The 13022-nt window shown below is 44.6% G+C and carries 11 protein-coding genes; 3 read left to right on the forward strand and 8 right to left on the reverse strand.

The features are described from left to right. Positions 1 to 44: 44 nt before the first annotated feature. The 5 genes from M3593_RS12495 to ftsE form a co-directional block, all read right to left on the reverse strand. Positions 45 to 1496 (reverse strand): S41 family peptidase, encoded by a 1452-nt coding sequence (locus tag M3593_RS12495; protein ID WP_251543046.1) that lies wholly within the window; start codon positions 1494 to 1496, stop codon positions 45 to 47. 126 nt (positions 1497 to 1622) lie between these two features. After that, the gene (locus M3593_RS12500) at positions 1623 to 2702 is read right to left on the reverse strand and encodes an HD-GYP domain-containing protein (protein ID WP_251543048.1); all 1080 of its coding nucleotides are present in this window, start codon (positions 2700 to 2702) and stop codon (positions 1623 to 1625) included. Positions 2703 to 2866: 164 nt separating this feature from the next. Beyond that, positions 2867 to 4192 (reverse strand): murein hydrolase activator EnvC family protein, encoded by a 1326-nt coding sequence (locus tag M3593_RS12505; RefSeq protein WP_251543050.1) that lies wholly within the window; start codon positions 4190 to 4192, stop codon positions 2867 to 2869. Positions 4193 to 4309: 117 nt separating this feature from the next. Next, entirely contained in the window at positions 4310 to 5203 is an 894-nt protein-coding gene (gene ftsX / locus M3593_RS12510) for a permease-like cell division protein FtsX (protein ID WP_251543051.1), read from the reverse strand. Next, positions 5193 to 5879 carry a cell division ATP-binding protein FtsE gene (ftsE, locus tag M3593_RS12515; RefSeq protein ID WP_251543054.1) on the reverse strand — a complete coding sequence of 229 codons (687 nt, stop codon included), beginning with the start codon at positions 5877 to 5879 and terminating at the stop codon, positions 5193 to 5195. The genes ftsX and ftsE overlap by 11 nt, the downstream gene beginning before the upstream one ends. A gap of 281 nt (positions 5880 to 6160) precedes the next feature. Here ftsE and M3593_RS12520 point away from each other — a divergent pair, with 281 nt between their 5' ends. Further along, the gene (locus M3593_RS12520; RefSeq protein ID WP_251543056.1) at positions 6161 to 6325 is read left to right on the forward strand and encodes a hypothetical protein; all 165 of its coding nucleotides are present in this window, start codon (positions 6161 to 6163) and stop codon (positions 6323 to 6325) included. A gap of 3 nt (positions 6326 to 6328) precedes the next feature. Here M3593_RS12520 and cccB read toward each other — a convergent pair whose 3' ends face one another. After that, positions 6329 to 6643 (reverse strand): cytochrome c551, encoded by a 315-nt coding sequence (gene cccB / locus M3593_RS12525; protein WP_214706276.1) that lies wholly within the window; start codon positions 6641 to 6643, stop codon positions 6329 to 6331. A gap of 51 nt (positions 6644 to 6694) precedes the next feature. Continuing rightward, positions 6695 to 7534: a YitT family protein gene (locus M3593_RS12530; protein WP_251543288.1), complete on the reverse strand. Its 840-nt coding sequence runs from the start codon at positions 7532 to 7534 to the stop codon at positions 6695 to 6697. 418 nt (positions 7535 to 7952) lie between these two features. Here M3593_RS12530 and M3593_RS12535 point away from each other — a divergent pair, with 418 nt between their 5' ends. Both M3593_RS12535 and M3593_RS12540 read left to right on the forward strand, forming a co-directional pair. After that, positions 7953 to 10508 (forward strand): CoA-disulfide reductase, encoded by a 2556-nt coding sequence (locus tag M3593_RS12535; protein ID WP_251543058.1) that lies wholly within the window; start codon positions 7953 to 7955, stop codon positions 10506 to 10508. 311 nt (positions 10509 to 10819) lie between these two features. Continuing rightward, positions 10820 to 11776 carry an NERD domain-containing protein gene (locus tag M3593_RS12540; RefSeq protein ID WP_251543061.1) on the forward strand — a complete coding sequence of 319 codons (957 nt, stop codon included), beginning with the start codon at positions 10820 to 10822 and terminating at the stop codon, positions 11774 to 11776. Between the two features lie 40 nt (positions 11777 to 11816). Here M3593_RS12540 and prfB read toward each other — a convergent pair. Beyond that, positions 11817 to 12927, reverse strand: a protein-coding gene (gene prfB, locus M3593_RS12545) for a peptide chain release factor 2 (protein ID WP_251543063.1) whose coding sequence is annotated in 2 segments (ribosomal slippage) — positions 11817 to 12854 and positions 12856 to 12927 — 1110 coding nt in all. Because the reading frame shifts where the segments join, the coding sequence is not laid out codon by codon here. Between the last annotated feature and the right edge of the window lie 95 nt (positions 12928 to 13022).

A 13022-nucleotide genomic window follows, 5' to 3' on the forward strand; every position in this document is an offset into this window, starting at 1 on the left:
CCTGACTAAGGTACAGCGTCTTCTAAAAATGGAGTTGTAGTTGATTACCTTGCCAGCAGCCTCAACGCAGTCTGCAGCTGCAAATCGTTCTCTTCCTGCTTCATCGCTTCCCTGGCAGCTTCCTCAAGAGCACTGGCCGTTTTGGCGTTGATTACACCTGTTACGTTCATACTCTTGTTACGCTGGAATGCCTTGACAGCGATTTCGGTCTTATCGCTAAAGTAGCCGTCCGTGCGCCCCGGCTCGAATCCAAGACCTGCAAGAATCTCTTGGGCGTTCTTGACCTGCTCGTTATTCATATCCAGCTTCAGCGGTTTTTCAGCCTGAATCGGATGGGTGTGATACAAAGCTGGCTGGTTGACTTCGACGGTTGGCTCGATGCCTTTCTTATGGATCCAGTTGCCATCCGGCGTCAGCCATTTGAACAGCGTCAGCTTGATATTGCTTCCATCGCCCATCGGCACAGCCTGCTGGACTGTTCCCTTTCCGAAGGTCTTTTCGCCGATAATAGGATAGCCGCCCGCTTCCTTCAATGCCCCGGCCAGGATTTCCGCTGCTGATGCACTTCCGTCATTTGTCAACACGCCAATCGGGTAGTCTTTCGCTTTAGCCAAATTTGAAAAATAACGTGTCTTATCTCCGCTGCGTTCCTCTATCTGATAAAGCGGCTTATCTTTAGGAATCAGCTCTCGCAAAACCTCTTCGACACTCGATAGCAGCCCGCCAGGATTTCCGCGAACATCAATCAGCAGCGCATCCAATCCCTCTTTTTCCAGTATCTTCAGTTCTTTATTGAATTCCTTGGATGTTTCCTCAGAAAATGAGGTTATCTCCAGGTATCCGATTTTTTCGCCATTTACCTTTTTCATATCACTATAAACCGTAATCTGTGGGATTTCATCACGGATCACTTTTACCTGAAGCGGATCCTTCAAGCCTTTCCGCCCAATCTCGAGTACCACAGGGGTCCCCTTTTTCCCGCGGATTTTCGTTGTCGCTTCAAACAAGTCCAGCCCATCGATACTTTCACCATCAACCTTCAGAATCTGGTCGTTCGGCTTCAAACCCGCTTTTTCTGCAGGCGAATTTTTAAAAGGCGAAACAATCACGATCTTTCCATCAACTGAACTGACTTCAGCGCCAATCCCCTCAAATGATGACTCCAGTGTCTGATTGAATTGCTTAGCAGTTTCCTTGTCCATATAGACCGAATAAGGATCCTCCAAAGTCGACAGCATGCCCTTGATGGCACCCTCAACCAGCTTTTTTCCCTCTACTTTTTCCACATAACTATTAAAAATCAAACTGTAGGCCTGCTCAACTTTTTCAATACTGCCCTGCTCGCCTGATTCTGCCCTCGCACTATCCTTAAAAGGGACAATCTGACGGTCCAGCACCCCAGCCTTACTCTCGTACCATTGCATCCCGGCGTATGTACTCCCCGCCCCAGTCAGCAGCGAGCCCGCCATCAAAATGGCAATCCACTTACGCTCCATTGCCAAACTCCTCCCTGTTTACCGCATCAACTGCTTCTCTGCCGTAAAAATTTATATGATTCCCATTATATGACGAAGAGGGACAGGGTATGAAGGAATGCACAAAAAACCTGTTAAAAGCAACATCTAGCTTTTAACAGGTTCCCTATCAATAATAGCATCACATTTAACAATCATTGTATTTAATGAGTTCATAAGATCAATATCGTAAAATTGATTTAATTTCCGGCCGTATTGGTCTTTAAACACTCTCACAACTGGACGCTGAGGATATTGATTATTATAGGCAATCACTACCCCGCTTTCTCCTGTATTCAGATCGACTGTTACCCCTATCGGATAGATAGCGACCGCAGTTTTAAACGCTTCTACCACTTGATAGTCATACCTCGTAAAGGTACGTGCCACTATAATCTCCATGGCTTCGTGAGGAAGCAGACTTTGGCTATTAATCAAATGATCGAAGGCTTCAGCGACTGATATGATCTTTGCGTATAAATGAATATCTTTCCCCTTTAATTCTCTTGGAAATCCAGAGCCATCTACATGCTCATGATGCTGATAGGCACAATGTGCAACTAGCAGGTGCAGGCTAGGTTCTTTCCTGAGAGCCTGGAAAGCCAGCTCAGGGTGTTTTTTCCAATCCGCCTGCTCGTTTTTTGTTTCACCTTCAAGCTGAAGCTTTCCAATATCATGGAATAGAGCACCAAGACCTAAAATATTTAACTCTTTTTCCTTAAGACCAAGTTGCCTCCCCATCGTTAATGAATAAAGGCTCGTATTAATAGAATGATCAAATATTGTATCAATAGAGGATTGCATATGACTTAATAAATTTAGAAGATGTTTGGATGAATTCATTTCTTTTATAATTTGACTAAAAACATCCGACATGCTCCGGATTGACTTTACCCGACCCAAAGTATCATTCTTCCCCGGTTTCCCCTCTTGGAGTGAACTAAAGACCTCACTTAACTTCTGGACCGCTTCAAACCTTAGCCTGGGATTTAAATCATCATCCACTTCCACATCTTCCGTTATATCGGACTTTACATAAATATGATGAACATTTTTATCTTTTAGCCTTTTAATAAAGCTATTAGTCAATCCACTCCCTGCACTTAACAAAATACGGTTGCTTTGATCAAATATTGGTTTTGCAAGGATAAGTCCCTCTTCACAATTATGTATCGATACCAATCTCAAAATGCCCACCCCGAACTCGTTAGGAAAATATACCTATTAAAATTATCACCCTCTGCATTTGGATTGTCAATACACTACTTTTTTAACTATATTTACAAGTTTTATAGATTTTTTATCAGGGAAAATAAAAAAGGAAGAGACATCATGTCTCTTCCTGATAGGTTTTACCAATATGCCGCTGGGTTTACAGCGTTTGATTTAGCTTGGTTCCACGATCCTCTGTGCAGTTCAAAGTGCAAGTGCTGTCCATAAGATTGTCCAGTATTGCCCATTGTGCCGATTCTCTGGCCTCTGGAAACCACTTGACCATTGCTGGCCATCCGCGCACTCATATGTGCATAAACAGTTGTCCATGTTTGTCCATCAATAGAGTGTGCAACAAAGATAACATTCCCGTAGCTTGAAGAATAATAAGACTTAATGACAACACCATCTGCTGCAGCATGAATTGGTACGTTTGATCCACTGTTGGCAATATCAATCCCTGCATGGAATGTGCCCCAACGACTGCCAAGACCAGACGAAATACGTCCGTTTGCCGGCCTGATGATCATGCCGCCTGATGATGGTGCTGCCACCACTGGTTCAGGATCTGGAGCTGAAGTGCTTCCGCCACCACTGCTCTTCGCTTTTGCAGCTGCCGCTGCCGCTGCCCTTTGTCTTGCAAGTTCAGCTTGTCTAGCTTTTTCGGCTGCGATTTCCGCCTGGCGCTTCTTTTCAAGTTGAATTGCCTGAGCCATTGCAGCTTCCTGTGCCGCCAAAACATCCGCGGCTTCTGACATTTCCATATTCTCCGCATGCATCTGCTCTTCTTCATGCTTAAGAGTGCTCATAAGCTTGTTCTTTTCTTTAATTTGAGCGTTCAGCTTCACTTTTAATGCTTCTAGTTCCTTTTTCATTCCCTGAAGGTTATTAAGCTTTGTTTCTACTTGATTCTGCTTCGTTTCAAGCTCTTCCTTATCCAATCTGTGCTGTTCAAGAATATCTTTATCGGCCTGGACGATTGTCGTTACCGCACTAACACGGTCAACGAAGTCACTGAAGCTTTGTGCCCCAAGAAGGACATCTATATAGTTGACAGTACCGCCATTTTCCTGGAAAGAGCGTGCCTTGTCCTTAAGCAATTCATTGCGTTTTTCGATACGCTTGATCAATTCAGCGATTTCTACTTTTAATTGCTCGATTTCAGCAGTAGTCTGTGCGATTTCTGCATTTTTTACTTCAATTTTCTTTTCTGCGTCTTCAACGCCTAAATCTAGCTTTTTGATCTGGTCATTCAGGCTTTGCTGCTCAGTTTGCAGCTCACCGATTTTAGATTGATTTTTATTGATTTCAGCATTGATGCCTGAACGTTTATTTTGCAATGCATTCTTTTCTTTTTGCATTTCCGAAATGCTTGCTGCTTTTGCTTCATTCACTGATAATGGGCTAACTAAAGAACCCAGGCTTAAAGTACTGACTACTGCTAGTGAGAGTATCTGCTTTTTCACTAGATCTTTTCCCCTCTCTTACTCATGATAGTTTCGTAACTTTGTCTTTCTATCTATCGTCTATTGGTTATGTAGTGTTTAGGAGAAATTTCCGGCAGATACCGGAAATCTGCTCCTTTACACCTTCAAGAACTTGCGGACGGACATAAGACTTCCCCAGATTCCAATTGCCGCACCCATGATAATTAGGATCGCAGACAGCTGGTAAACAAACGGGTTGAATTCAAGCAATCTTATGAAATGATCTTTTAGCTTTTCGTTCAAGAAGTCGTAAGCGTAATAATACGCTGCTGATACGACGCCAATCGGCACCACTGCCCCAAGGATACCCAACCATAGGCCTTCCAGGAAGAATGGCCATCTGATAAAACCATTTGTGGCCCCAACGAGTCTCATAATCTCAATCTCTCGTTTACGTGCCATGATCGTGATCTTAATCGTATTAGAAATCAGGAACATTGCAGTAAAAAGAAGTCCGACAATCAAGACGAGTCCGACATTACGGCTTACTTTTATAAAACCGAAAAGTTTCTCCACCTTGCCCTGACCATATTTTACAGTTGCTACATACTCCAGCTTCTCTAACTGCTTTGCGACTTTCATTGTATCAGTAGGATTTTTCGTCTTTACGACGAACACATCGTTCAAAGGATTGTCCTGCTCAAATAACTGGAAGGCTTCCCCTTCATCTCCGAGACTGTTAATCAGGCTTTCGAGTTCTTTTTCCTTCGGAGAATAGGTCACTTTCTTAATTCCAGATACCTGGTTGATCCGCTGTTCCAATACCTTTTTATCTTTGTCGTTCGCCGCTACATCCACATGGACTCGGATTTCTACATCCTCCTCGATTGTGGTTGCGACTTTATTTAAATTCATCATAATGACGAAAAAGACACCGACCAAAAGCAAGGTAACCGTTACGGCACTTACGGATGCGAACGTCATCCAGCCATTCCGGCCTAAGCTTTTAAAGCTTTCACGAATGTGGCGGCGGAATGTTCTAGCTTTCATATCCGTAATCACCTTTCATTTCATCACGCGCAATCCGGCCGTTCTCAATCGCGATGACGCGATGCTTGATTGTGTTGACGATTTCTTTGTTGTGGGTGGCCATGACAATCGTGGTTCCCCTTAAATTAATTTCTTCGAAGATGCTCATGATTTCCCATGAAGTGTCTGGGTCAAGGTTACCAGTTGGCTCATCGGCGATCACCACTTTTGGTGCGTTCACTATTGAACGAGCGATGGCAACACGCTGCTGCTCCCCGCCTGAAAGCTCAGTCGGAAGCGATCTGGCTTTATGCTTCAACCCGACTAGATCCAAAGTTTCCATTACTCGCTTTTTGATATATTGCGGCGATTCCTCAATAACCTCCATCGCGAACGCGACATTTTCATAGACTGAAAGAGTATTGAGCAATTTGAAGTCCTGGAATACGACGCCAATATTCCGGCGCAGCAATGGTACTTTGCTGTCCTTAAGCTTTGCGAGATTAACACCATTTATAATGATGGAACCCTTAGAAGGCTTCACTTCACGATACATCATTTTTATAAAAGTAGATTTCCCAGCACCGCTGGGTCCTACCACGTATAAAAATTCACCAGCATCTATATGAACATTAATTCCGTTTGCGGCCATGATGCCGTTGGAATAAGTCTTGTAAACATCCTGCATATCAATCATTTTTTGTATCACCTTAGATAGTTAGTCTTATCACTCGGCTTTTCTTCGACAATTTGTAACAAACCTATTATAGCATCTAGCTCTATCAAATAAACCCTTTTATATATTACAGTTTCTTTTCAAATTGAACAAAAAGTCCCATTATATTCCTCCGAAGGGTAATATATCTATTAATTTACAAAGCATTTCACTTGCCAATCTAGCTATTTACCAAGTAAAATGCACTATTTACAGCAAGGATATGTTTGTCGAATTTTCAGTTTTATTACAGGGGTATTACAATGTTTTGTCAAAACTTGTATGTACAAATTGTGAAGCTTGCTGAATTGCTAAATAATTTGGCGATTTTACAAAAATGCATAAAGAAAGCATTGCAGCTGACATCAGACTGGAAAAATAAGCGCAAAAAAAAACGCCCTGATGCTGATCAGAACGTTTCCTTTTAAACATTATTTTTTGTTTGCCAGCCATTCAGCTACTGCGGAAGCATCGTCGCCCTCAAGTAATTTTGGAGGCATTGACCCTTTACCATTGGCGATTGTACTTTCAATCTCATCCTGTGATAGACGTGAACCTACATCACTTAATTTTGGTCCTACGCCGCCTTCAAGATTGCCGCCATGGCAGCTTGAACATTTTTGGTTAAAAAGCTTTTCCGGATCTGCCCCCGCTTTGTCGCCGCCAGCTTCATCGCCACCGCCACCGCCGCAGGCTGCCAGTGCCAAGGAGGTTCCCATTAATAGAGCTAATAACTTTTTCTTCAAACTTAACTCCCCCTAAGAAAATTTTGCATACATGACTATTTTATACCAATACTAAGCCCTTTTAAAACCCTCACCCAATACCTCTGAAGCATCCATTACAATCACAAATGCAGCAGGGTCAATGGATTGAACCAATTGTTTCAATTTTGTGAACTCCGTCTGGTCCACTACACACATGATGATTGGCCGTTCTTGATCGGTATAGCCGCCGTATGCTGATAGTTTTGTCACTCCACGGTCAATTTTATTCAAAATCGCTTCACGAACTTCATCCTGGCGGTTCGTGATGACCATCGCCATCTTCGAGCGACCGATACCAACCTGCACAAGGTCGATTGTTTTACTAGTCACATAAAGCCCGATCAAAGCATAAAGACCTCGTTCAATATCAAAGACAATCGCTGCAGACAATACAATCAGCCCATCAATCAACGCCACGCAGGTTCCAAGTGAAAGTCCCGTGTACTTATGGATGATTTGCGCGGCCAAATCCGTACCGCCAGTTGATGCATTTCCTCTGAATACAATCCCAAGGCCCAGACCGACACCAATACCGCCGAACAATGACCCAAGCAAAGGATCAAGAGTCCAGGGCTTCACATCATTCGTCAGGAACACAACAAATGGAAGAAAAATGGTCCCCGCAAGAGTTTTATACCCATATTGTCTTCCAAGTAAAACAACCCCGGCAATAAACAACGGAATATTAAAGGCCCATTGTACATACGCCGGCTCCCAGCCAAGCGTCGCATCCAGGATTGTACTGATCCCGCTCACTCCTCCTGAAGCAACACGGTTTGGCAGCAAGAACACATTAAACGATATAGCCACAATCCCTGAACCTATCAACACATATACATATTCAATCAGCTTGTCCAAAGCTGGATTCATCTTCTGATTTCGCCGTTTTTTCACTGTCCTATCCCCTTTTTCCATTAATGCCGTCAGTGAGTATAGCATGTGTCGAATTTTCTGTAAACGCTAGTAGTGCGCCGTATTAAAGGATGAAAGAATGACTTCGATTATATATGAAGAGGTACGCCGTCTTTTTATAGGCTACCCCGGGTCAATTAGGAATAGAAAGATTTTAAAGCTAATTTTTCGACCTCTCTTGGGGAGTTTGTGAAATTATGAACAATTTTTGACGTTTCTCCAAATACCCTTACCCCTAGTCGTACTTTGTGATATATTTCACGTATAAGGAGGCGGTCATATTGATTAGTCTTTCCTGTAATAAGTTGAAATTATTTTTTTACCAAAGATTGCTCAACACTACACAATAAATTTTTCCAGAAAGAGGGTAATATATATGGCTAAAAAAGTGGTAATCGTAGGTGGAGTTGCTGGCGGAGCTACAACAGCTGCCCGTTTAAGAAGATTGGATGAACAGACAGAAATCGTGATGATCGAACGCGGTGAATACATTTCTTTCGCCAACTGCGGCCTTCCTTATTATATCGGAGGTGCCATCCAGGAGCGCGATGCTTTGCTTGTCCAGACAGTTGAAGGCATGTCTAAAAAATTCAATATGGACATCCGCAACCTGAGCGAGGTGACTCTGATTGACCGTGAACGCAAGGTAGTGGAAATCAAAGATTTAAGAACTGGTAAAACATATGAAGAAACTTATGATGTACTGGTTCTTTCACCTGGAGCGAGCCCTATTAAGCCTCCGATTCCGGGTATCGATGAAGCTGAAGCATTGTTCACGCTTCGCAATATTCCGGACACTGATAAAATCAAGGCGTATGTCGATGAGCGGAAGCCGAAGAAAGCAACAGTCATCGGCGGCGGCTTCATCGGTGTTGAAATGGCCGAAAACCTTTGGGAACGCGGCGTCGAAGTAACACTTGTCGAGATGGCTGACCAGATCATGGCGCCGATCGACTTCGAAATGGCTTCTATTTTACATCAGCATCTCCGTGAAAAAGGCGTGAACCTTGTCCTTGAAGATGGCGTGAAATCTATTGAAAACAACGGCAAACTGATCAACCTAAATAGCGGCAACCAACTCGAGACTGATCTGGTCATCCTTGCCATTGGCGTTGCTCCTGAAAATAAATTGGCTAAGGAAGCAGGCCTGGAGCTTGGACTTCGCGGTGCAATCCGTGTTAATGAAAGATTGCAGACAGCCGACGAAAGCATCTACGCAATCGGTGATGCGATTGAAGTGAAGGACTATATCAACGGCCAGGCGACTCATATTCCGCTTGCATGGCCAGCCAACCGCCAGGGACGCATCGTCGCTGACCATATCAACGGCATCGACTCCAAGTACCAGGGAACACTCGGAACATCCATCGCGAAGGTGTTCGACATGACCGTTGCCGCAACAGGCAATAACGAAAAGACATTGAAGCGTCTTGGCATTGCTTACGATGTTGTGCACGTTCACCCAAGCTCTCATGCCGGCTACTATCCAGGTGCGTTCCCTATCGCTCTGAAATTGATTTTCGACCGCGAGACAGGAAAAATCTTTGGCGCTCAGGCGGTGTCTTATGATGGCGCCGACAAGCGTATCGATGTTTTGGCAACTGCCATCAAGGGCGGTATGACGATTTTTGACCTGCCTGATCTTGAACTAGCCTATGCACCGCCATATTCTTCTGCAAAAGACCCGGTCAATATGGCGGGTTACGCAGCGAAGAATATCGCGGAAGGTCTCGTGGAAACTGTTCAGTGGCATGAAATCAACGACATTCTAGCAGACGGCGGATACCTGATCGACGTCCGCGAACCGATCGAACGTGATATGGGGATGATTGAGGGTTCTGTTAACATCCCGCTTGGAGAGCTACGAGACCGTCTTGGCGAGATTCCGACGAAAGAGGTGTACGTATATTGCCAGGTTGGCCTCCGTGGATACCTAGCATCTCGTATCCTGAAGCAAGCTGGATTCAAGGTTCGCAACCTGGATGGCGGATACAAGACTTACTCTTGCGTGTTCGAGCCGGATGCCAGCGAGAACTGTGGTACACCTATCAGCGATAATGGTGTTGCCCAGCGTAATGCTGCGCTGGAGGAAATTGATGCTGGTGCGGCACAGTACAGTGTTGGATTGGCAGTTGATGCTGCCCCAGTGGCTTCGGCAGCTCCAGTTGCTCCGCCGACTGTTAAAACAACCCTTGATGCATGCGGCCTGTCTTGCCCTGGTCCGATCATGAAGGTGTACAAAACAATCGGTGACATGCAGGACGGCGAGGTAATGGAAGTCCACGCTACTGACCCTGGCTTCGCGAAGGACATCAAGGCATGGTGTGAGAAGACAGGCAACAAGCTGGTCAGCAACAAGTTTGAGAATAAGAAATTCAAGGCCCAGATCATGAAAGGAAACGTCGTGGTACCTTTGAATACGATTGCTGTACCGATGGAAGTGTCAACAGCTCCTCCTGCTAAAAATGGCGCGACGATGGTCGTGTTCAGCGGTGACCTCGATAAGGCCATCGCAACCTTTATCATCGCATCCGGCGCCGCGGCGATGGGTAAGGAGGTAACTTTGTTCTTCACCTTCTGGGGACTGAACATCCTGAAGCGTAACGACGCACCTTCGACTGAAAAAGACATGATGGCAAAAATGTTCAGCATGATGATGCCGAAAGGCGCAAACGACCTGCCGTTATCCAAGATGAACATGGGCGGCATGGGTGCCAAGATGATCAAGACCGTCATGGCCAACAAAAACGTCGACAGCCTCGAAACCCTGATGAAAAACGCCATGGACGCCGGCGTGAAACTCGTCGCCTGCGGCATGAGCATGGACATTATGGGGATTTCCAAAGAAGAGCTGATTGATGGAGTCGAAATCGGCGGCGTTGCAGCTTATCTTGGTGACGCTGAGGATTCTGGATTGAATTTGTTTATCTAATTTGGGAGCGGCCTTCTTCGGGGGCCGCTTTTTTTGGTACAGCATGCGTACGGGCTGGGTGGGGTTGCTAAAAGAAGGTGATTGGCTTTTGTATTTTCCTAGTTAATTGATAAACGTAGAGATTATTGCAGTTTTCGTAGAGAATGTGGGCCATTTCGTAGAGATTATGCTTTTTTCGTAGAGAATAGTTGAGATTCCGTAGAGATTACCTTCGATTATTAGTGAATATTTCTCGTCTCCACCTCTTCTAGCAGGAATTATAGTGTATTTTGTCGAAGAATTTAGGATCAAACACAAGGAGGGAACCAATTTTGATCGTTAAAAGAAGAAAAGTACCATTAAGACTCAAAATAAATGGTGCTATCTTAAGAAGATTGCCTGATCCACATTCCAAACGGGCAGAAGTCATGCAAGACTCTATGAGATTCGGAGCTGGACACAAAGGCGAGGTAACTCTGGACTATTACACCAGCCTGCTCCATGAAGATGCCTTTCACATATTTCAGGGTTTGCGCTTAAAAACAGGTGAAACTCATTTCCAAATGGACTCCCTGCTCCTCTCCCCTTCATTCGCCATTATTATCGAATCTAAGAACATGGCAGGCACCCTCACTTTCAATTCCCAATTCAATCAAATGGACCGAAGCTTTAATGATAAAACAGACACGTTTGATGACCCACTTCTTCAGGCCAAAAGACACCGTATTCTTTTGCTAAAATGGCTGAACCTCCATCATTACCCTATGATTCCTATCGAATACCTGGTCTTCAGCAGTAATCCTTCAACTGCCTTGCGAAACCCCACTAATGACCCAGAGGTATACCTTCGCGTATGTCCACCCGGAAGACTTATTTTTAAAATTGAAGAGTTTCTTTCAAAGTATAAAAAAGACGTGCTTACCTTAAAAGAACATAAGAAGCTAAGCAAGCTTTTACTAAAGAGTGACCAGCCTCCGGAATCCCATCTTCCAAAATTTCAAATTAACCCTGCCGAATATCTTACTGGAGTCCAATGTCCGTCTTGCACTCTTTATGCTATGGAAAGATACAGTGGTACTTGGAATTGTCCCCATTGCGGAGCCACTGCTAAAGATGCCCACTTACAAGCATTAGAAGATTATTTTCTCTTAATTAACCCAACCATCAATAACAAACAGTTTCGGTCATTCGTACATTTACCATCCCAAAAACTAGCATCCAAGCTGCTGGCAAATTCAAATCTCATTGCAACTGGTGCAACCAAAAGTAGAAGTTACAAACGGAAATAAAAAAATCCCCCGCAACCCAGCGGGGGACCACCTTTACATATTACTCACCCAAACTCAACTTAGACCTCAAATAAGCATCAATAAACATATCAATATCCCCGTCCATGACCGCCTGGACGTTGCCGGATTCGGCGCTGGTGCGGTGGTCTTTTACCATGGAGTATGGATGGAAAACATAGGAGCGGATCTGGCTGCCCCAGCCGATTTCTTTTTGCTCGCCGCGGATTTCGTCCAGTTCGGCTTGCTGCTGCTCGATTTCACGCTGGTATAGCTTTGCTTTCAGCATCTTCATCGATGTTTCACGGTTCTTGATCTGTGAACGTTCTGCCTGGGATGATACAACAACACCTGTCGGCAAGTGGGTGATCCGGACGGCTGAGTCAGTGGTGTTGATGTGCTGACCGCCGGCGCCGCTCGCACGGTACGTATCAATTTTCAGGTCTTCAGGACGAATTTCAATTTCGATTTCGTTATTGAATTCCGGCATGACTTCGCAGGATACGAATGAAGTATGACGGCGGCCAGAAGAGTCAAATGGAGAAATACGGACGAGACGGTGTACTCCTTTTTCTGCTTTTAAATATCCATAAGCATTATGACCTTTGATCGCTAATGTGACACTCTTGATTCCCGCTTCATCACCTGGAAGGTAATCCAAAGTCTCAACCTTGAAGCCTCGCTTTTCTGCCCAGCGTGTGTACATACGCAACAGCATCGAACCCCAATCCTGTGACTCGGTTCCGCCAGCACCTGGATGCAATTCAAGGATTGCGTTATTTTTATCGTATTCTTCACTTAACAACAATTGAAGCTCGAACTCACTCATGCGCTCTTTGAACTCGACAAGCTCCTTCTCGAGTTCTTCCCAAAGATCTGCGTCGTTTTCTTCTTTTACAAGCTCATAAGTCAAATCGAGATTTTCGTATGTCTCGCTAAGCTCATTAAAAACATTTACCTGTTCTTTAAGCGCATTGGCTTCGTTGATGACGACCTGTGCCTTCTGCTGGTCATCCCAGAAGTCTGGCGCAAGCATGCCGTCCTCTAGCTCTGCAATTCGCGCTTCCTTATTTTCGAGGTCAAAGAGACCCCCTGAAGTCCGCTAATTTCTTAGCTGTTTTCTCAAGCTCATTCCTGATATCTGCTAATTCCATATCATTCACCTCATAGTATATTATAGCGTCTTGCCAAATGAATTTCACATCTGGTCTACAAAAAGAAACCAGCGGGTTGCCCGCCGGCCTCTTGT

This window comes from Mesobacillus sp. MER 48, assembly GCF_023714225.1.
Classification (GTDB): Bacteria; Bacillota; Bacilli; order Bacillales; family Cytobacillaceae; genus Mesobacillus; species Mesobacillus oceanisediminis_A.

Excerpts from the sequence above, each read along its gene's own strand:
- M3593_RS12495 (WP_251543046.1), bottom strand. The coding sequence starts at position 1,496 with ATGGAGCGTAAGTGGATTGCCATTTTGATGGCGGGCTCGCTGCTGACT.
- ftsX (WP_251543051.1), bottom strand. The coding sequence starts at position 5,203 with ATGAAAGCTAGAACATTCCGCCGCCACATTCGTGAAAGCTTTAAAAGC.
- ftsE (WP_251543054.1), bottom strand. The coding sequence starts at position 5,879 with ATGATTGATATGCAGGATGTTTACAAGACTTATTCCAACGGCATCATG.
- M3593_RS12520 (WP_251543056.1), top strand. The coding sequence starts at position 6,161 with ATGTTTTGTCAAAACTTGTATGTACAAATTGTGAAGCTTGCTGAATTG.
- M3593_RS12530 (WP_251543288.1), bottom strand. The coding sequence starts at position 7,534 with ATGAATCCAGCTTTGGACAAGCTGATTGAATATGTATATGTGTTGATA.
- M3593_RS12535 (WP_251543058.1), top strand. The coding sequence starts at position 7,953 with ATGGCTAAAAAAGTGGTAATCGTAGGTGGAGTTGCTGGCGGAGCTACA.